This window comes from Bradyrhizobium sp. JYMT SZCCT0180 (assembly GCF_018130165.1).
In the GTDB taxonomy this organism is placed as follows: Bacteria; Pseudomonadota; Alphaproteobacteria; order Rhizobiales; family Xanthobacteraceae; genus Bradyrhizobium.
The window spans coordinates 78,223-98,527 of the sequence record NZ_JAFCLZ010000017.1 but is presented as its reverse complement, the minus strand read 5'-3'; the positions used below and the strand labels follow the sequence as shown (position 1 = coordinate 98,527).

18 protein-coding genes are annotated in these 20,305 nt (G+C 62.5%); 14 read left to right on the top strand and 4 right to left on the bottom strand.

From position 1 onward, the window contains the following. Positions 1-16: 16 nt before the first annotated feature. Entirely contained in the window at positions 17-358 is a 342-nt protein-coding gene (locus tag JQ641_RS24520; protein ID WP_211998460.1) for a hypothetical protein, read from the bottom strand. A 118-nt stretch (positions 359-476) separates the two neighbouring features. Here JQ641_RS24520 and JQ641_RS24515 point away from each other — a divergent pair, with 118 nt between their 5' ends. The 3 genes from JQ641_RS24515 to JQ641_RS24505 all read left to right on the top strand — a co-directional run bounded on the left by JQ641_RS24515 (position 477) and on the right by JQ641_RS24505 (position 3,219). Continuing rightward, complete coding sequence (locus JQ641_RS24515) at positions 477-1,679, top strand: pyridoxal phosphate-dependent aminotransferase (RefSeq protein ID WP_211998459.1); 1,203 nt, start codon at positions 477-479, stop codon at positions 1,677-1,679. A gap of 236 nt (positions 1,680-1,915) precedes the next feature. Continuing rightward, the gene (locus tag JQ641_RS24510; protein ID WP_211998458.1) at positions 1,916-2,446 is read left to right on the top strand and encodes a DUF992 domain-containing protein; all 531 of its coding nucleotides are present in this window, start codon (positions 1,916-1,918) and stop codon (positions 2,444-2,446) included. Between the two features lie 290 nt (positions 2,447-2,736). Next, entirely contained in the window at positions 2,737-3,219 is a 483-nt protein-coding gene (locus JQ641_RS24505; protein ID WP_211998457.1) for a DUF992 domain-containing protein, read from the top strand. Positions 3,220-3,273: 54 nt separating this feature from the next. On the opposite strand, the gene JQ641_RS24500 is transcribed toward JQ641_RS24505, so the two are convergent. Both JQ641_RS24500 and JQ641_RS24495 read right to left on the bottom strand, forming a co-directional pair. Then, positions 3,274-4,842, bottom strand: coding sequence for an outer membrane protein (locus JQ641_RS24500; protein ID WP_211998456.1), 1,569 nt, complete (start codon positions 4,840-4,842; stop codon positions 3,274-3,276). 206 nt (positions 4,843-5,048) lie between these two features. Next, the gene (locus JQ641_RS24495) at positions 5,049-6,566 is read right to left on the bottom strand and encodes an outer membrane protein (protein ID WP_211998455.1); all 1,518 of its coding nucleotides are present in this window, start codon (positions 6,564-6,566) and stop codon (positions 5,049-5,051) included. Between the two features lie 166 nt (positions 6,567-6,732). On the opposite strand from JQ641_RS24495, the gene JQ641_RS24490 reads away from it, so the two are divergent. From JQ641_RS24490 to JQ641_RS24470, 5 genes are all read left to right on the top strand, one after another. Next, positions 6,733-7,896 carry an AraC family transcriptional regulator gene (locus JQ641_RS24490; RefSeq protein ID WP_211998454.1) on the top strand — a complete coding sequence of 388 codons (1,164 nt, stop codon included), beginning with the start codon at positions 6,733-6,735 and terminating at the stop codon, positions 7,894-7,896. Between the two features lie 280 nt (positions 7,897-8,176). Then, positions 8,177-10,240 (top strand): elongation factor G, encoded by a 2,064-nt coding sequence (locus JQ641_RS24485; protein ID WP_211998453.1) that lies wholly within the window; start codon positions 8,177-8,179, stop codon positions 10,238-10,240. Positions 10,241-10,488: 248 nt separating this feature from the next. Next, entirely contained in the window at positions 10,489-11,331 is an 843-nt protein-coding gene (locus JQ641_RS24480) for a shikimate dehydrogenase (protein ID WP_211998452.1), read from the top strand. A 122-nt stretch (positions 11,332-11,453) separates the two neighbouring features. Next, positions 11,454-12,032: a hypothetical protein gene (locus tag JQ641_RS24475; RefSeq protein ID WP_502754988.1), complete on the top strand. Its 579-nt coding sequence runs from the start codon at positions 11,454-11,456 to the stop codon at positions 12,030-12,032. Between the two features lie 191 nt (positions 12,033-12,223). Then, the gene (locus JQ641_RS24470) at positions 12,224-12,841 is read left to right on the top strand and encodes a single stranded DNA-binding domain-containing protein (RefSeq protein ID WP_249150660.1); all 618 of its coding nucleotides are present in this window, start codon (positions 12,224-12,226) and stop codon (positions 12,839-12,841) included. A 162-nt stretch (positions 12,842-13,003) separates the two neighbouring features. Here JQ641_RS24470 and JQ641_RS24465 read toward each other — a convergent pair whose 3' ends face one another. After that, positions 13,004-14,140: an alpha-hydroxy acid oxidase gene (locus JQ641_RS24465; protein WP_211998450.1), complete on the bottom strand. Its 1,137-nt coding sequence runs from the start codon at positions 14,138-14,140 to the stop codon at positions 13,004-13,006. A gap of 103 nt (positions 14,141-14,243) precedes the next feature. Here JQ641_RS24465 and JQ641_RS24460 point away from each other — a divergent pair, with 103 nt between their 5' ends. The 6 genes from JQ641_RS24460 (at position 14,244) to JQ641_RS24435 (ending at position 20,288) form a co-directional block, all read left to right on the top strand. After that, positions 14,244-14,447 (top strand): hypothetical protein, encoded by a 204-nt coding sequence (locus JQ641_RS24460; RefSeq protein ID WP_211998449.1) that lies wholly within the window; start codon positions 14,244-14,246, stop codon positions 14,445-14,447. 208 nt (positions 14,448-14,655) lie between these two features. Next, positions 14,656-16,002, top strand: coding sequence for a phosphoglucosamine mutase (gene glmM, locus JQ641_RS24455; RefSeq protein WP_211998557.1), 1,347 nt, complete (start codon positions 14,656-14,658; stop codon positions 16,000-16,002). A 173-nt stretch (positions 16,003-16,175) separates the two neighbouring features. Further along, on the top strand, positions 16,176-17,435 hold the full coding sequence (locus JQ641_RS24450) for an MFS transporter (protein WP_211998448.1): 1,260 nt from the start codon (positions 16,176-16,178) through the stop codon (positions 17,433-17,435). A 279-nt stretch (positions 17,436-17,714) separates the two neighbouring features. Beyond that, positions 17,715-18,560 (top strand): outer membrane protein, encoded by an 846-nt coding sequence (locus JQ641_RS24445; protein WP_211998447.1) that lies wholly within the window; start codon positions 17,715-17,717, stop codon positions 18,558-18,560. A gap of 200 nt (positions 18,561-18,760) precedes the next feature. Then, complete coding sequence (locus tag JQ641_RS24440; RefSeq protein ID WP_211998446.1) at positions 18,761-19,570, top strand: outer membrane protein; 810 nt, start codon at positions 18,761-18,763, stop codon at positions 19,568-19,570. A gap of 127 nt (positions 19,571-19,697) precedes the next feature. Then, entirely contained in the window at positions 19,698-20,288 is a 591-nt protein-coding gene (locus JQ641_RS24435; RefSeq protein ID WP_211998445.1) for a glutathione S-transferase family protein, read from the top strand. Positions 20,289-20,305: the final 17 nt, after the last annotated feature.

Here is a 20,305-nt window from a genome sequence, read left to right as displayed (position 1 = left end):
TTGTGATCGGAACGCTTCAAGCTTTCGCGATATTGTCGATGCGTGCAGGTGCGGAATTTGAAATCTCTGCGAGATGGATCGACGTCAAATCTGAATTGACCTCGGAGCAATCCATCGCGGCACCTGATCGCGTCGGAGGGCCATACCCCGGCGCGGCGTCCGGGCCGGGGATGATCAGGCCGTCGCCAAGACCGTCGTCCAAGACCATCTCCAAGACCATCTCCAAGACCATCGCGGCCGCGGCGGTTTCCTTCGCCGGTTTCCTTGGCCAGATATGAGTCATTTCGGCGCAGAATTTTTCCGAATATTGCGCCGATCGAGCCTGCGACCCCCGTAAAATTTGAGCCTTTCGGGCCAAGCTTCTTGCGATGCGGCGCTGAGCGCTTTAGGGTGCGCCGATCCCAACATTTGGAATCACGGATCATTCCCGAAACGGGCACACGTGTGCCCACACACGCCATTCCCAGGAGATGATGATGCCTTTTCTGTCCGCTGCGCTCGACCGTGTGAAGCCGTCCGCGACGATCGCGGTCACGGATAAAGCACGCGCGCTGAAAGCGGCCGGCCGCAACGTCATCGGCCTTGGCGCCGGCGAGCCCGATTTCGACACGCCCGCCAACATCAAGCTGGCGGCGATCCACGCCATCGAGGCCGGCAAGACCAAATACACCGCGGTCGACGGCATTCCCGAGCTGAAGGAGGCGATCATCGCCAAGTTCCAGCGCGAGAACGGCCTGACCTACAAGCCGAACCAGATCATCATCGGTACCGGCGGCAAGCAGGTGCTCTACAACGCGCTGATGGCGACCATCAATCCGGGCGACGAGGTCATCATCCCCGCGCCCTATTGGGTCAGCTATCCGGAGATGGTGGCGCTGGCCGGCGGCGAGCCGGTGTCGGTGGTGTGCCCGGCGGAGCAGGGCTTCAAGCTGCAGCCCGACGCGCTGGAAAAGGCGATCACGCCGAAGACCAAGTGGATCATTCTCTGCTCGCCGTCGAACCCGACCGGCGCTGCCTATTCGCGCAGCGAGCTGAAGGCGATCACCGACGTGCTGGTGAAGCACCCCAATATCTGGGTGATGACCGACGACATGTACGAGCACCTGGTCTATGACGACTTCGAGTTCACGACGCCGGCGCAGATCGAGCCGAAATTGTACGACCGCACGCTGACGGTGAACGGCGTGTCGAAGGCCTATTGCATGACCGGCTGGCGCATCGGCTATGCCGGCGGCCCGGCGGAACTGATCAAGGCGATGGCGACGATTCAGTCGCAGTCGACCTCGAACCCGTCGTCGATCTCGCAGTGGGCGTCGGTCGAGGCGCTCAACGGTCCGCAGGACTTCATCCCCGCGAACAACAAGGTGTTCAAGGAACGCCGTGACCTTGCGGTGTCGATGCTGAACCAGGCCAAGGGCATCGAATGCCCGCGGCCCGAGGGCGCGTTCTACGTCTATCCGTCCTGCGCCGGCACCATCGGCAAGACCGCGCCGTCCGGCAAGGTGATCGCGAATGACGAGGACTTCGTCACGGAACTGCTTGAAACCGAAGGTGTCGCCGTGGTGCAAGGTTCCGCGTTCGGGCTCGGCCCGGCGTTCCGGATCTCCTACGCCACCAAGACTTCCGATCTCGAAGACGCCTGCAAACGCATCCAGCGCTTTTGCGGCAATCTGAGATAACGCGTTTTGAAGCGAAGCCTGTTCCGCAAATGATGCGGGACAGGTTCCGGTTTGTTTCCCAAAGTTTCTGTCAAAGAAAACGCGAAAGAAAACACGTCGGAAAAAAGGCGTGTCAAATCACATCACGCGTGAAGCGCATGATGTTTTGAAGTCTTCTTTTTGCAAAGCGCCATGTTTTGGACACGGCGCTTCCTTCCTGTCCCCCGCACATTCAGTTCATCAAGCGGGGACGACACATGCTTTTCGGAAAACGTTTTACGACCTTCGGCATCGCGATCGCGGCGCTCGTTGCGCCGATCGCGAGCGCGGATGCGGCGCCGCCGGTTCGCGCCGGCGTCCTGCAATGCCAGGGCGGCCAGAATGTCGGCTATGTCGTCGGCTCCGTGACCAGCCTCGAATGCGTGTTCAAGAGCGAAGGCCGCCGGCCGGAGCCTTACATCGCCACCGTGCGCCGCTACGGCCTCGATCTTGGCATCACCGCACAGACGCAATTGGCCTGGGCGGTGAACGCGCCGAACAGCCGGGTCAGCCGCGGTGATCTCGCCGGCAATTACGGCGGCGTCGGCGCCAACGCGTCGGTCGGTATCGGCGGTGGTGGCAACTTCCTCGTCGGCGGTCCGGCCAATTCCTACGCGCTGCAGCCGCTCAGCGTGCAGGGCCAGACCGGGCTGAACGTCGCCGCCGGGATTGCCGACATCCAGCTGGAGCCGTTCCGCGGCTATGGCCCTCCGCGCCGTCACCACCGCCGGCATCATCGCCGCGGCTGAAGATAGTTTTGATGAAAAGGCCCGCGGAAGCGGGCCTTTTTTTGCGCCGTCATTCCGGGATGGTCCGAAGGACCAGACCTCAGGGGCGCAATTGCGCCCCGGGGAATCTCGAGATTCCCCGATGCGCAACTGCGCATCTGAGGTTCGCGCTTTCGCGCGTCCCGGAATGACGAACCAAGACCAAATCTGGAACGGCTGCGGATGTTGTGCCATAGAAAGGCGCTCACCGCTTGGCGGCGCCTTTCTCAATTCCCTGCTCGCATCACATCGTTTCAGCCGGAGATTTCCTCATGCGTCGCTCCCTCGTTCTCGCCGCTGCCGCCATCACCATGTGGGTCGCTTCGATTCCCGGCGCCAATGCGCAGCAGGTGGCGCGGGTGCAGGTCGGCATTCTCGAATGCCGCGGTGGCGCCAGCATCGGCTTCATCGTCGGGTCCGTCACCAATCTCGGCTGCGTGCTGCGCGCCGACGGCATGCCGGAAGACCGTTACGTCGCCACCATCCGCAAAGTCGGTCTCGATCTCGGCATCACCCAGGAATCCGCTTTGGCCTGGGGCGTGTTTGCGCCGTCGGCGCAGCTCGGGCCGGGCGGGCTCTCCGGCGATTATGTCGGCGCGCAGGGCAGTGCGACGCTCGGTGTCGGCGTCGGCGGCAACGTGCTGGTCGGCGGCTCGGCTAACTCGATCGCGCTGCAGCCGCTCAGCCTGCAGGGCCAGGTCGGCGTCAGCATCGCTGCCGGACTGGAAAGCCTGGAACTTCGGCCGGGAAGGTGAATTCGGTCAACCGACGTAAAAAGGGCCCGTGCGATGCGGGCCCTTTTTCTTAAGTCAGTACTTGGTGACGATGCCGTAATTGCCAAACCTGTAATTGACGCCAAGCTTGACGGTGTGAAGGTTCACATTCGTCTCGTTCGCTGTCGCGACCGCGTTTGTGGTGGTGCGGCTGTTGCTGATCGTTTTCGTGTCACCGAAGCTCATGAAGTTGTATTCCGCTTTCCACGACCAGTTGTCGAGAAAGGCGTTCTCGATACCGGCGCCAATGGTCCAGCCGGCCCGGGTCGCATGGGCGTCATTGCGGGCGCCAAGCAGCGGACCTGACAGCGCGTAGGTTTCGCGCAACAGCGCGCCGCCACCCTTGCCGTAAAGCATCCAGCGGTCCCAGGCGTAACCCACGCGCCCCGCCAGGGTAGCAGTCCAGTCGATCTCGACGTGGTAGGTTTGCAGGAAGGTCGCGGTTGAGTCGATGACGGTTGTTCTTGCACCAAGGTTGGTACCTGAAGCGTCGGCCTCCATTCCGAACACCCAGCTGCCTGCCTGCCGGTTGAAGCCAACCTGCCCGCCACCCACAAAGCCGGTGGGCTTCTGTGTGAAGGGCGGACTAAAGACGGTTCTGCCGAAACCAAAAACATCAAAATCAAAAATGGTGAGGAAATTTCGCTCGGCACTGGCCGAGCCGGCGTGCCCGCCGACGTACAATCCCGTCCAGTCATACACCGTCGCGACCGGGGCTTTGTAGGCAAGCGTCGGTCGAATGCCTGGCGCTGCAATGGGGCCGCCAAATCTATAATTTATGCCGGCCTTGACGAGGTGAAGGTTCACTTCCGTGTGCGACGTGACCCCGGCTAATGCTCTTAGTGAATGAACATTGGTAATGCTGTCGTTGCCGTCAAACCGCATATAATTGTATTCGGCTTTCCATGACCAGTTATCCAGGAAGGCATTTTCGACGCCTGCGCCGACGGTCCAGCCGAGTCGGGGGACCTTGGCATTATGGTAGGGGGAATCCGGTGGGAAGAGGCCGGGCGCCCTCAGGCCATAGGTCTCTTGCATCACGGCGGCGCCGCCCTTGCCGTAAAGCATCCAGCGGTCCCACGCATAACCGAGACGTCCGGTCAGGCTCGCGGTCCAATCGATCGACACGTCGTAGGTGTGAGTAGTTTGAGCAAAGAACGGGATTATGGGACCGGCAACGGTGGTCGAGCTGCGCTGTTTCGTGCCCGAGATGTCAGCCTCCAGGCCCCACACCCAGTTGCCGGTCTGCCGGTTGAAGCCGATCTGGCCGCCACCGGCAAAGCCGTTTGGATGCTGCGAGAAGCCGGGATTGATGGTCTCGCCTCCGATAAACGTTCGCTCGAACGTACGGTCGGCGCCAGCCCAACCGGCATGAGCGCCGATGTACAGACCGGTCCAGTCATAAACGGTGGCGACCGGCATCGCCTTATAGGCGGGGTGCGGCCCGAGATCGGCCGCGAATGCAGTGGCGATGCTGCCCCATGAGATGGCTGCGGCTGCAAGCGTCGTCCGCGATAGATGATACATGATGTCGCCCCCGAACAATTCTGCGGATGAGTCCTGATCCTGAATCGTCAGGTCCGGGTTCACCAATTCCTGTTTCATTCTTACCAAGGCCGCAATAATCGCCTTGTCCTGGTTGGCCTTCGATTTGTACGGCGTGGCATGGGCCGGCGATTGCCGGCCAGCGTTGCAATCGCGCCACGCTTTCTGGACCTGGTCGACAAAAAAAGGCCCGCGGAATGCGAGCCTTTTGTCTGTCAGATATGTTCAGGAAATCCTACGACCTGCAGCTCGTCGCGATGTGCTGATCAGTATCGGGCACTGACTGCGACCGGCGCCGGGCTGAAGTGATAGTTCACGCCGAACTTGATCAGGTGCAGGTCCTGCGGCATCTTTGAGAACTGGGCGGTAAAAGCGGCCGATCCTACAATGGGCGGGGCGTTCACGCTCTGGGTGCCGATCGCTGTAAAGTTCTGCGCAAGCATCTTGATGTAGTCATACTCGAATTTGGCCGACCAATTGCCGCCGAGGGCGTACTCGACGCCGGCACCCGCCACGAGCCCGGTGTGCAAGGCCTTGCCTTCCAGGTTGAATACCGAGCTGGAAACTGGACCGATCGTGCTTTGAGTAAACGTGTGCCTCTCGTCAGCGAGCGCGACGCCGGCCTTGCCATAGATCATGAAGCGCTCGGCGGCTACAAAGCCGGCACGCGCCGCTGCGATCGCAAGCCAATTGACCTTTGTGTCGAGGCCGAGCGTCTGCGTGGTTCGTCGACCTAAATCAACGACGGTTGTCTGATTGCCTTTGATACCGGTCCACATCCATTCGCCTTCGACGCCGAAGACGAATGAGCCTGCTTGCGCGTTGACCCCGACGGTTCCCCCGGCAAGCCATCCGTTCAAATCAAACTTTCCGGTTTGGGGATTCGCCGGATCGAACAGATCGGGCCATTGCTCGTGGCCGAAACCGTATCCACCCTGAACGCCGACATAGGCGCCCGACCAGTTGTATCCTGGCGCGGCCCTGACCGGTGCAAACGTCGGATCGGTCTGAATTCCGCCAAATCGATAATTCGCGCCGATCTTGACGAGATGGAGCGCCTGCTCGATTGGCACGTTGGTCGGATCAAGGGGAGCTGCGACGCCATTGAAGTTCGCCGTTCCGGTAAATCCCACCGTTCTGTTGCCCAGGTGGACGTAGTCGTACTCGGCCTTGACTGACCAGTTGTTTCCTAACGCATACTCCGTTCCGAAGCCGACCGTAGGAGCCCATCGACGCTCGCTGCTGCTGCCCGAGATGACGGCGGTAAACGGAGGTGCTGGCGGGAAGGTAGAGGTGTTATTGCTGAAAGAATGCCTTTCCTGCGCGACGGCAAGGCCGCCCTTGGCATAGACGAACCAACGGTCGGCGGCCAAACCGGCACGCCCCGTCAACGTTACAAGGCCATCGATCTTCGACCGGCCGGTGAAGTCCACCTGGAAGGCCGCGGCCGGTCCGCCGTCGGAAAGTAGTTGCGAACCCCCAATGTCGGCCCACGATCCATCAAGTTCCAGGCCGAACACCAGGCTGCCGATTTGCTTGTTGATTCCGATCTGGCCGCCGGCGAGGAAACCCTTCGCAGTGAAATTGTTCCCTAACGCTTGGGTCCAATCCTTCATGCCTCCGCCGTAGCCGGCATGCAAACCGATATAGACGCCGCTCCAGTCGTAAAAGGCCGGCGCGATCGGCGCCGCAGGGCGCGGTCCGAGATCGGCCGCCAATCCGGCAGAGAGACTGCCCAACGAAATGGCAGCGGCTGCGAGCGTCGTCCGCGATACATAATCCATAGTGTCACCCCCGAACAATTCTGCGGATGAGTCCCGACCCTCAAATCGTCAGGTCCGGATTCATCAGGTCGCGTGTCATCTGGTCTCGGTGCATTCTTACCAAGCCGCGCAAAATGGGATTGTCCTGACGGGCTCCTGATTTGCACCGCGTGGCATCGGCTCGCGATTGCCGGCGAGCGTTGCAATCGCGCCACGGGTTGCGAAACTGGCTGGCACAATTGGTTTAACTGGCACTGTCTGGATCGTGCCGATGCAGCTATTTTGTCTTGATCGGGATCAGCTCGAAGCGAAGCGAATTTTCAGGGCGTCGCAGGCGATGGACGTTGATGAGTTGGGCGGAAAGGCCGTTGGCGGCGGGATCCAGAAAGTTGTTTTTGCGTCAGAGCAACTTCCGTCCCATCTGAACGATCAGGAAAAATTCTCGCTTTGGCAGGATCAGTGGAATGCGGTTTATGGTTCAGTCGATCACCAGCGCGCGGATGACCGCCCGTCCACGGTGAACTTTGAATTCGTGCCGATCGGCGCGGTCGGTATCGTTCGGCTCGACGGCAGCATCGATCGGATGAAGCGCAGCCAGCGCGACGTCGCTTCCGATGGTGCGGACAATTTTTGCGTCGCGCTTCATAGCGGTCGCTCCGATATAATCCAGAACGGGCAGGAGGCGACGATCAACCGCGACACCGCGGTGCTTCTGACTGCCGAACCCGGCGAGTTGGTCGGAGGTCCGGAAAATGGCTGGTATACGATCAATATTTCGCGCGCCCGGCTTCTTGCATTGGTCCCAAACGCTGACGACCTCATAGGCAAGCCGCTCGATGCGTCCTCGCCGGCGTTGCGTCATCTTTGCCGGTACGCCGAGTTTCTCATGGGCCTGAAGCAGGATGGCGATCCGGCGCTCGACCGGCACATCGAAACCATGCTTGTCGATCTCGTCGCACTTGCGCTCGGCGCGCGCGGCGATCCGCCGGAGATTGCAGTGAGCCGCGGCCTGCGCGCAGCACGATTGCACGACGTTCTTGCGGCCATCAAATCGGGCTTTCACGATCCGGAGTTCTCGTCGCAGAGCGTTGCGCAGCGTTTGGGCCTGTCGCGTCGCTACGTGAACGATCTGCTGGCCGAAAGCGGATCTGGTTTCGCCGAGCGCGTGCTTGAGATGCGGCTGCATGAGGCGAGGGTGATGCTGACGGATGCAGTCCACGACCGATTGAAGGTGAGCGAAATCGCATGGACCTGCGGGTTCAACGAGGTCCCTTACTTCAATCGCCGCTTTCGCCGCCGTTTCGGCATGACGCCGACCGAACTGCGCGAAGCGTCGCGACGAACGAAGTAGGTGACGAGCCGACCGTTCCGCGAGTTTCAATCGCGTGCTGTCGTTGAGCTTACGCGACCCGAGCCTGCACAGCATCGTTGGGCGGGAAAGCCTGGAACTTAGGCCGGAGCGTCAACTTTTCTCCCTCGGCCGCCGCCGCGGGAGGCGGGTGAGCCGGCCGCCCCCGCGCCCGTCACGATGCACCGCAGCAACTTTTTCTGACTTGCCAAATCGTCGCGGCGGGCGGAGCATCTGATCCGCCGACCCAATCATGGGCCGAGCTCCAAACAAGGAGGCGGCAATGGGACAAGACGTCAGAAGTCCCCCAGGTACTAAAGAATCGGGTCCACGGTGCATTGCGCTGGTGGGCCCTTTCCAGAGCGGTAAAACTACACTTCTTGAAGCCATATTGGCGCGCACAGGCGCCATCCACCGCGCCGGCAGCGTCGATGCCGGAACTTCGGTCGGCGATTCCAGCCCCGAGGCGCGGCTCCACAAGATGGGCGTGGGCCTCAGTGCGGCCACCACCAGTTTCATGGGCGACAGCTATACCTTTATCGATTGTCCCGGCTCGATCGAGTTCGCGCAGGACATGCGCGCCGCGCTGCCGGCGGTCGATGCCGCGGTCGTGGTCTGCGAAGCCGATGAAAAGAAGCTGCCGCAGCTGCAGATCATCCTGCGCGAGCTCGAGGAATTGGGCATTCCGCGCTTTTTGTTTTTGAACAAGATCGACAAGGCCAACAAGCGGATCCGCGAAACGCTGGCGACACTGCAGCCGGCCTCGCGCGTGCCATTGGTGTTGCGCCAGATTCCGATCTGGAACGGCGAATTGATCGAAGGTTTTGTCGATCTGGCGCTGGAGCGCGCCTTTGTCTACCGCGAACACAAGCCCTCGGAAGTGATCGCGCTGGACGGCGGCAATCTCGACCGCGAGAAGGAAGCGCGCTTCTCGATGCTGGAAAAGCTCGCCGATCACGACGACGTGCTGATGGAGCAACTGCTGGAAGACATCCAGCCGCCGCGCGACGCCGTGTTCGACGATCTTGCGCGCGAATTGCGCGAAGGCCTGATCTGCCCGGTACTGCTGGGTGCCGCGACACGCGAGAACGGCGTGCTGCGGCTGATGAAGGCGTTGCGGCATGAAGCGCCCGGCGTGACCGAGACCGCCAAGCGCCTCGGCGCGTCTTCGTCGAAAGATGCGCTGGGCTATGTGTTCAAGACCGTGCATCAGCCGCACGGCGGCAAGCTGTCGCTGGTGCGGCTGCTCGCCGGGCACCTCGATGACGGTGCGACGCTGCAATCCTCGTCCGGCGAGGCGGGCAGGGTCTCCGGCATCCTCGCGGTCAGTGGCGGGCACGACAGCAAGCGGGCGGCGGCGGAAGCCGGCGAAACCGTGGCCCTCGGCAAGCTCGATTCCATCAAGACCGGCGACACGCTATCGAGCGGCAAGACCGCGCCGGCTTCGCTCGCGCGGGTCGAGCCGACGCCGCCGGTGCTGGCGATGTCGCTGGCCGCGAACGATCGCAAAGACGACGTCAAGCTCGGCCAGGCGCTGTTGCGGCTGAACGAGGAAGATCCGTCGCTGTCGATGATCCATAACACCCAGACCCACGACATCGTGCTGTGGGGCCAGGGCGAGATGCACCTGCGCGTCGCGCTCGAACGCCTCAAGGATCGCTTCGGCGTCAACGTCAAATCGCAGGCGCCGGCGATCGGCTATCAGGAGACGATCCGCAAATCGATCACGCAACGCGGGCGCCACAAGAAGCAGTCCGGCGGCCATGGCCAGTTCGGTGACGTGGTGCTGGAAATCAAGCCGATGCCGCGCGGCTCGGGTTTCGAATTCCACGAAAAGGTCGTTGGCGGCGCGGTGCCGCGTAACTATATCGGCGCGGTGGAAGAGGGCGTGGTCGACAGCCTCGCGCGCGGGCCGCTCGGCTTTCCCGTGATCGACCTCCACGTCACCCTGACCGACGGCTCCTATCACAGCGTCGATTCCTCCGATCTAGCCTTCCGCACCGCGGCGCGGCTCGGCATGGGCGAGGCGCTGCCGCAGTGCCAGCCGGTGCTGCTGGAGCCGATCCACATGGTGGAGATCGTCTGCCCCACCGAGGCGACGGCAAAAATCAACGCCATCCTGTCGGCGCGGCGCGGCCAGATCCTCGGCTTTGACACCCGCGAGGGCTGGGCCGGCTGGGATTGCGTCCGAGCCACCATGCCGGAAGCCGAGATCGGTGACCTGATCGTCGAGCTGCGGTCCGCCACCGCCGGCGCCGGCGGCTTCACCCGGCAGTTCGACCGCATGGCCGAAGTAACCGGCCGCGCCGCCGACCAGATCATCGCGGCGCATCGGGTCGCGGCGTGATGGTTTGTGCTCTGCTCCCTCGCCCCGCTCTTGCGGGGAGAGGGTTGGGGTGAGGGGCCCTTCTATCCGCTGGCTCTGAATTCGCGACGGGTATCGTGCCATGCCCCTCACCCGGATTGCTTCGCAATCCGACCTCTCCCCGCATAAGAGTGGGGAGAGGTTAGGGCCATCGTTGCGCTGGCAGCGAGGGGGATCGTCGCTAGCACCCCGGCATTGACACCGCCGCCGCCATGGCCGAATTGACTGCCATGACCCGTGCCCCAAGACCCCCCGCCGCGTGCCTGATCGGATGGCCGGCCGCGCATTCGCGCTCGCCGCTGATCCATCATTACTGGCTGCGGACGCTGGGCATCGAGGGCGGCTACGTCATCGAGGCGGTGCCGCCCGACGAGTTTCAGGACTTTGTCTTTCGGCTTTCGCTGCGCGGCTTTGTCGGCGCCAACGTCACCATTCCGCACAAGGAGCAGGCGCTGGTGCTGTCGAAGCCGGACGAGCGCGCCCGCGCGGTCGGCGCCGCCAACACCTTGTGGTTCGAGAACGGTGAGCTGTGTTCGACCAACACCGATGTCGAGGGTTTTATCAATAATCTCGATGCCTGCGCGCCCGGATGGGAGCGTGCCGAGGAGGCGCTGGTGCTGGGCGCCGGTGGTGCGGCGCGCGCCGTGCTGTTCGGGTTGATCGAACGCGGCGTCAAGCGCGTGCATCTGGCCAACCGGACCGGGGAGCGCGCGCAGGCCCTGGCGGATCAATTCGGCGCGAGCGTATTGCCGGTGGCATGGGATGCATTGAGTGAATTGCTGCCGCGCGCGGGGCTGCTGGTGAACACGACCTCGCTCGGCATGCACGGCCAGCCGGCGCTCGAACTCGATGTCGGCCGGTTGCCGAAGGGCGCCGTCGTCAACGATCTCGTTTACGTGCCGCTGGATACGCCATTGCTTGTCGCCGCGCGCGGGGGCGGGCTACAGACCGTCGACGGGCTCGGCATGCTGCTGCACCAGGCGGTGCGCGGGTTCGAATTGTGGTTCGGAAAGCGCCCCGAAGTGACATCAGAACTTCGTGCGATCGTCGAGGCCGATCTCACCAAGGTTTGAGCGGGAATATCGTTGCGGGAATTGGGGGCAGTGGCTACGTGGTGGCCTATCGGAGATCCCTCATGCGCAACAATCTGTCCAAGCATCGTTCTACACTCATTCGTCCGCTGCTCGCCGTCGCGATGGTGGCCGCGTCCACCATCTACGCCATTGCCCAGCAGCCGCCGACGCCGACGCGGGTTCGCGGCACCATCGAGGGCGTCGCGGGCGACGTGCTTGCGGTCAAGTCGCGCGGCGGTGAAGACGTCAAACTGCACATGACCGGCGATATCAGGGTGGTCGGGGTTACCAAAATCTCGCTGTCCGACGTCAAGGTCGGTTCCTTCATCGGCGCCACCACGGTGCCGGGACCGGACGGCAGCCAGAATGCGGTCGAGGTGCATGTGTTTCCCGAGGCGATGCGCGGCACCGGCGAGGGCTCACGGCCTTATGATCTGCGCCCCAACAGCACCATGACCAATGCGACGGTGGATCAGTCGGTAGCCGGCAATGACGGTCACACGCTGTTGATCAAATATAGGGGTGGCGAGAAGAAGGTTCAGGTCTCACAGGAGACGCCGGTCGTGACCTTTGTTCCCGCCGACAAATCCGATCTCAAGCTTGGTGCCAAGGTGATCGCGGCCATCAAACAGCTGCCGGATGGCTCGTTCGAAACCAACCGCGTCAGCGTCGGCCGCGACGGGCTGACTCCGCCGATGTGACGCGCAGCGTCATTCCGGGGCGATGCGTAGCATCGAACCTCAGATGCGCAATTGCGCATCGGGGAATCTCGGGATTCCGGGTTCGCGCTTTGCGCGCCCCGGAATGACGAAGAGAATGGGAATACGCATTCCCTCCCGGTGTTCGCGTTGAGGGGACGCTCAAAGACATCGGAAGGGATACCGCCATGCGGATGACGTCACGCCTGCTCGCTGCTGCATTGACATTTGCCACCGTGTTTGGGGCGTCCGCCTGGGCGCAACAACCGCCGACGCCGACGGTGCGGATCCGCGGCACCATCGAGGCCGTCGATGGATCTGTCCTGTCGATCAAGTCGCGCGAGGGCACCGACCTGAAGGTGCGCATGACCGACAATGTGGCGGTGTTCGGTGTCGCCAGGACCGAACTGTCTGACATCAAGGAAGGCTCCTACATCGGCGTCACCGGCATACCGGAGCCCGACGGCACCCAGCGGGCGGTTGCCGTTCACATCTTCCCCGAAAACCAGCGCGGTGCCGCGGAAGGTTTCCGGCCCTGGGATGCGCGCCCGAACTCGACCATGACCAACGCCACCGTCGCCCAGACGGTCAAGGGCACCGACGGTCAGAACATCCTGGTCAAGTACAAGGACGGCGAGAAGAAAGTCGTGGTGCCGCCGGACACGCCTGTTGTCACCTTCGTCGCCGGCGACAAGTCCGAACTGAAGCCGGGTGCCAAGGTCATCATCTTCAGCGCGACGAAAAAGGACGACGGCACGCTGGAGGCCGCCCGCGTCAATGTCGGCCGCAACGGGATCACACCGCCGATGTGAGGGTGAGGCGCGACCTCTCATCGAGTCGTCCCCGCGAAGGCGGGGACCCATAACCACCAATGCCTGTTGTTGCACCGGGCTGCAGCTCCAGCCTTTGCAAACACGTGGGGCGGTGGTTATGGGTCCCGGATCGCGCTTCGCTTGTCCGGGACGACAGTGGGGCTAAATCGCCAGCACGTGATCGTCGATTTCGGCGACGGTGTTGACGCCGCACAGGCCCATCGTGACAAGCATTTCGTTGCGGATCAGATCGAGCGCCTTGGCGACACCCTCTTGTCCGCCGGCGCCGAGGCCGTGGACGAAGGCGCGGCCGATCATGCAGGATTTGGCGCCGAGCGCGAGCGCGCGCATCACGTCCTGGCCGGACCGGATGCCGCCGTCGAACATGATCTCCATCTTGTCGCCGACCTCATCGACGATCTCGGGCAGCACCTCGATCGAAGACGGCGCGCCGTCGAGCTGGCGGCCGCCATGGTTGGAGACCACCATCGCATGCGCGCCGGTCTTCACGGCCTCCTCGGCGTCCTCGACGTCGAGAATGCCCTTGAGGATCAGCTTGCCCGGCCAGATCGAACGGATCCAGTCGACATCCTTCCAGCTCAGCGTGGTGTCGAACTGCGCGTTGGTCCATTGCGAGAGCTGGGTGATATCGTCGGTGCCTTTGACGTGGCCGGCGATGTTGCCGAAGGTGCGGCGCTTGCCGCGCATCACGCCGGCGACCCAGGCCGGCTTGGTGGCGAAGTCGATCAGCTTCGACAACGACCATTCCGGTGGAATCGTCATGCCGTTCTTGATGTCCTGGTGGCGCTGTCCCATCACCTGCAGGTCGACGGTCAGCACCAGCGCGCTGCATTTCGCCGCGATCGCGCGCTCGATCAGGGATTTGATGAAGCCGCGGTCCTTCATCACGTAAAGCTGGAACCAGAACGGCTTGTCGACATTGGCGGCGACGTCCTCGATCGAGCAGATCGACATCGTGCTCAGCGTGAACGGAATGCCGGCGGCCTGCGCGGCGCGGCAGGCGGCGATTTCACCGTCGCCGTGCTGCATGCCGAGCAATCCGACCGGGGCGAGGCTCAGCGGCAACGCGGCCGGCTCGCCCAGGATCGTCGTCGACGTATCGCGCCTCGACACATCGACCAGGATGCGCTGGCGGAACTTGATCGCTTCGAGATCGGCGCGGTTGGCGCGCAGCGTGTCCTCGGAATAGGAGCCGCGATCCGCATAATCGAAAAACGCCTTCGGCACCCGGCGCTTGTGCAACTGGCGCAGATCTTCGATGCAGGTAATGTGCTTCATGGACGATCCGGCCCCTTCTTGAATTTCTTGTCTGTGTCGTCATCTAGCATGGTTAGTACCTCAGCCAAATCAGGCTTGCGGAACCCTGCGGGGAGGACATTCCATGACCGGATCCGATCGTCATCCCAAGCCTGATCACAAGCCTGATCTCAAGCATGTTCGCACGCCCCGCGAGAGCGCCGAAAAGCGCCGTTTGGACGAGGCCCTGGAGGTGGGGCTGGAGGAGACTTTTCCGGGCTCGGACGCCGTGAATGTGACCCAGCCGGCGCCGTCGAAGGGCGACCATCACATCAAGCGGCGCGATTAAGGGGTACCCAAGCAGCGGGTGAATTGAAAAATATCATGTTTTGCAATGGTTTATGCGCCGATCGCGGCTTCCGGTGCCGGTAATGATTCATCATATTTTTTGAAGCCATTTTAGCGCCTGAGAGACTATAAGGCCGGTGCACGCTATGGTGCGCGTTCGCTGCTTCTTGCCGGATGGCTTTAAGAGACGCGGAATGGCTGGGGGTTATATGAGCCGCAAATATTTCGGTACCGACGGAATTCGGGGCCGTGCCAATGGTCTGATCACGCCGGAGCTCGCGCTCAAGGTGGGGCAGGCGGCCGGCCTGGTGTTTCAGCGCGGCGATCACCGCCATCGCGTCGTCATCGGCAAGGACACGCGGCTGTCCGGCTACATGATCGAATACGCCATGGTCGCGGGCTTTACCTCTGTCGGCATGGACGTGCTGCTGCTCGGCCCGATGCCGACGCCGGCGGTCGCGATGCTGACCAAGTCGATGCGCGCCGATCTCGGCGTGATGATATCGGCCTCGCACAATCTGTTCGAGGACAACGGCATCAAGCTGTTCGGCCCGCAGGGTTTCAAACTCTCCGACGACGTCGAGAAGCAGATCGAGCAATTGCTCGACGAGCCGATCGACCGGCGTCTGGCGCAGAGCGCCAGCCTCGGGCGCGCCCGCCGCATCGACGGCGTCCATGACCGCTACATCGAATTCGCCAAGCGTACGCTGCCGCGCGAACTCTCGCTCGACGGCCTGCGCGTCGTGATCGACTGCGCGAACGGCGCGGCCTACAAGGTGGTGCCGGAAGCGCTGTGGGAACTCGGCGCCGACGTCGTTGCCATGGGTGTCGATCCTGACGGTTTCAACATCAACAAGGAATGCGGCTCGACCTCGCCGGAGGCATTGAGTCGGAAAGTGCGGGAAATGCGCGCCGATATCGGCATCGCGCTCGACGGCGACGCCGATCGCGTCATCCTGGTCGACGAGCGCGGCCATGTGGTCGACGGTGACCAGCTGCTCGCAGTGATCGCGCAGAGCTGGAAGGAAGACGGCCGTCTCGCCAAGCCCGGCATCGTCGCCACCGTGATGTCCAATCTCGGGCTGGAGCGTTTCCTCGAAGGCATTGGGCTGGAGATGGTGCGCACGCCGGTCGGCGACCGCTATGTGCTCGAGCAGATGCTCAAGCAGGGCTACAATCTCGGCGGCGAGCCGTCGGGCCACATCATCCTGTCCGACTATGCGACCACGGGCGATGGTTTCGTCGCGGCGCTGCAGGTGCTGGCCGTGGTGCAAAAGCTCCGCCGCCCGGTGTCGGAAGTCTGCCACAAATTCGATCCGCTGCCGCAGATCCTGAAGAACGTACGCTATCGCAGCGGCAAGCCGCTCGACGACGCCGAGGTCAAATCCGCGATCGTCGATGGCGAAAAACGCCTCAACGGATGCGGCCGCCTGCTGGTCCGCTCGTCCGGCACCGAGCCCGTCATCCGCGTGATGGGCGAGGGTGACGATCGCATCCTGGTCGAGGAAGTGGTCGATCACATCGTCACCGCCCTCGGCCACGCCGCCGCGGCCTAGGCTAGCTCTCGTGGGCGTTTTCTTCCTTCTCCCACAACAAGGGGAGAAGGGAAGAAGTGCCTGCCAGCGAGCACCCCAACGCATCGCAGCCATTAGCTATTGATGCTGGTCGCAGCACCGCACGCGGCGTAGGAACGGGCATTATTGCAAGTCGATATTCGGGAATCGCGCCCTTGAACAAGCCCGTCACCGTCTCCGAGGAAGCGCTCACCGCGCCCGTGGTGGTGCCCGACGTGTCGCCGGCGCTCGCCGCGAAGGCGGCCGCCGCAGGGCCGGCCTATATCGTGCTCACCGGGATCAGCTTCTCGCACTTCCTCAACGACACCATGCAGTCCCTGATTGCGTCGGTCTATCCGATCCTGAAGGACAATTACGCGCTCGACTATGCGCAGATCGGCCTGATCACGCTGGCGTTCCAGTTCACCGCGTCGCTGCTGCAGCCGCTGGTCGGGCATTACACCGACAAGAAGGCGCAGCCGTTCTCGCTCGCGATCGGCATGGGGTTCACGTTCTTCGGCCTGCTGCTGCTCAGCGTCGCGCATCAATACGCGGTCATCCTCATCGCGGCCTCGCTGGTCGGATTGGGATCGGCCGTGTTCCATCCGGAATCGGCGCGGATCGCGCGGCTTGCCTCGGGCGGGCGCTACGGTTTTGCGCAATCGGTGTTTCAATTGGGCGGCAGTTTCGGCACCTCGATGGGGCCGGTGCTGGCGGCGTTGATCGTGGTGCCGTTCGGCCAGCCCAGCATCGCCTGGTTTTCCTCGATCGCGTTTCTGGCGATCGTGATTCTGTGGCGGATCGGCGTCTGGTACCGGCCGCAGATCACGACGAAGAAGTCCGCCGTGGTCGAACGCCATCCGGATGCGCCGGACGCGCGCCGCGTCAAGATCGCACTCGTGGTGCTGGTGGCGCTGCTGTTTTCAAAACAGCTCTACGTGTCGAGCCTGTCGAGCTATTACATCTTCTATCTGATCGACAAGTTTGGCGTGTCGACCCAGGCGGCCCAGCTCTATCTCTTCATCTTTCTCGCCGCCAATGCCGCAGGCGCGTTCTTCGGCGGGCCGCTCGGCGACCGCTATGGCCGCAAATACGTCCTCTGGTTCTCGATCCTCGGCGCGCTGCCGTTCACATTGGCGCTGCCCTATGCCGGCCTGTTCGGCAGCGCCGTGCTGACCGTCATCATCGGGTTGATCCTGTCCTCGGCGACGTCGTCGATCATCGTGTTCGCGCAGGAACTGATGCCGCATCGCTTCGGAATGATTTCCGGCGTGTTCTTCGGCGTCGCCTTCGGCATCGGCGGGCTCGGGGCGGCGGTGCTCGGCAAGCTTGCCGATCACACCGGCATCGCCTTTGTCTACCAGCTCTGCGCCTTCCTGCCGGCGCTCGGCCTGCTTGCCGTGTTCCTGCCGAAGATGCCGAAGCTCGCGCGTTAACGAAGTGTTTGCAAACGGCGGGGGCAGGCAAGCAGGTAGGTCAGCATCCGTGTCATTTCCGTCAACACATCGTTAGGATGTATGGCGGTTTCGCCATTTTCTGTGCTGCAAATGCATCAGGTTGCATGCCGCATAAACGCCCGCGCGAAAAATGTTCGGAGATTATCAACCTTAAAAATTAGGGTTAAGCGCCGCTTAAGCATTTGCTGGCATCGTCCGCCCGTGAGTTTTTGATGTGAGGCCTCCGCAGTCGCCTCACCGGACAAAAGGACGAAGCCAATGCGTAGCGTTAAGTCTCTTCTTGCCGCCGGAGCGGCATCCCTGTTGTCGTCGGTGGCCTTCGCCGCGGACATGCCTTCGATCGCGCCGCCGCCTCCGATGGCCTATGCACCGGCTCCGGCACAGGATTTCGGTGGCTGGTATCTGCGCGGCGACATCGGCATGACCAACACCCAGAGCAAGCTGCACGTCAACGCCTACGACACGCTGCCGGCCAATACGGTCTGGACTCAGAACGGCCATGGCTTCGACAGCGGCATGATGTACGGCGTCGGTGTCGGCTACCAGTTCAACAGCTGGTTCCGTGCCGACATCACCGGCGAATATCGCTCGAAGGTCAGCTTCAAGGGCAACGACTTCTTCATGTTCAATCCCGGCGGCGGGCTCGCTGATACCTACAGCGGCGGCTACAAGAGCTGGGTCGGAATGGTCAACGGTTACGTCGACCTCGGCACCTGGTGGTGCATCACGCCGTTCATCGGTGCCGGCTTCGGCGCAGCCACCATCAAGACCACCGGCTTTAGCGATGTCGCGACGTTCCCGGCGTTCGATGGCCGCAGCAGCGCGTACTTCGCCGAGGGCGCGAGCAAGACCAACTTCGCCTGGGCAGTGCATGCCGGTCTTGCCTACAAGGTCAGCAACAACTTCACGGTCGAACTGGCGTACCGCTACCTCGACATGGGTACCGGCATCCACGGCAACGGTCGCTTCTTCGATGGCACCAATGCCGGTCCCTCGACCTTCCAGTACCGCGACATGACCTCGCATGACCTCAAGCTCGGCGTGCGCTGGAACCTGGAAAGCCCGCAGGTCTATGCGCCGGCGCCGCTGATGCGCAAAGGTTAATTGCAACTGCCATCCGTTAAGGATTGAGAACGGCGCGGGATCTTCCCGCGCCGTTTTGCTTTTGGCGCGGCCGCACCAGGCGCGCGATGCATCTGGCTTTTTCCCGCAAGATCACGTCGCATCGGAGCCTGCGATAACGATTGGTTAGGGTTAACGAGCGATGATCAACGCAAGTTAGAGTTGCTCGATGGAGTATTGCGATGCGTCGTTTTTTGCTGGTGGCGATGATGTGTGGCGCGGCGGCTGGCGCGCAGGCGGCAGATATGCCGGACTATCTCCGCGGCAGTTTCACTGACGGGCTGAGCAGAATCGAAGTCAACTGGTCGGGCGTCTATGTCGGCGGCCAGGTCGCGCGCGGCGCCGCGGACATGGACTTCACCAATTCCACCACGGACATGATGACCCGGCTGGTCAACAATTCCTCGGCTGACACGCAGTTCAACGTCTCGCAATGGCCCTTGCTCGGCAAGGCGCATGCGCCGAGCAACTCCGCCTACGGGGCCTTTGCCGGCTACAATTTTCAATGGAGCGACGTGCTGATCGGCATCGAACTCAACTACAGCCATGGTGCGTTTGGGGCCTCGAGCACCGGCTCGCAGGTGCGAACCGTTACGTCTAACAATGTGACGACCAACGTCATCGGCCTGGCCAGCGGTTCGATGCGCGTGACCGATTTCGGTTCGCTTCGCGTCCGCGGCGGCTATGCGGTCGGAAGCTTCTTGCCCTACGCATTCGTCGGCGTCGGATTGGGGCAGGCCGATATCAACCGCAGCGTTGAACTCGTTGTCAGGTACGATGCGCCGGGTGTGGCTTCCACTTTCGCCCCTCGCATGGCCCTGACCGACAACGCCAATTCTCACCTCGTCACGGGATTTGCCGGCGGTCTCGGCATCGACATGATGCTGTATGCGGGTCTTTTCCTGCGCGCCGAGTGGGAATATCTCCGCTTCACCTCCAGTGTCGATACCACCGTCAACACGGTGCGCGCGGGCCTGGGCTACAAGTTCTGATGGGCTACAAGCTCAGACTTGGCCTCAGACCTGGCCCCATACTTGGCCTGGTCCGGCGTCGATTCTGATGCCGTTGACAGATTTGCCGCGGGCTGTTGCACTGTCGCCGTAACGAGGGCGGCCGCGCATGAAAATCTACGGCGACATCAACTCCGGCAACTGCCTGAAGGTGAAGTGGGTGTGCGACAAACTCGCGCTGCCCTATAGCTGGGTTGCGATCGACACGCTCAAGAGCCAGACCCGCACGACCGAGTTCCTCAAGCTCAACTATGCCGGCCAGGTGCCGGCGGTCGAATTCGATGACGGCCGCACGCTGGCGCAATCCAACGCCATCATCCGCTATCTCGCCCGCGGCAGCGACCTCATTCCGGCGGATGCGTTCGCCGCCGCGAAGATGGACGAGTGGCTGTTCTGGGAACAATACAGCCACGAGCCCTATATCGCGGTCTGCCGTTTCCAGATGTTCTATCTCGGCAAATCTGCCTCCGATCTCGACCCCGACAAGGTCAAACGCGGCTATGCGGCGCTGGCGCGGATGGAACATCAGCTCGCCATCACGCCGTTCCTGGTCGGCGACGCCGCCTCGCTCGCCGACGTCTCCCTGCTGGCCTATACAAGGCTGGCGCATGAAGGCGGCTTCCATCTCGACGGCTATGCCGCCGTGCGCCGCTGGATCGGCGAGACCGAAAAATTGCTCGGCCTGCCGCCGGCGCGCTGAATTCACCGGTAAGCACC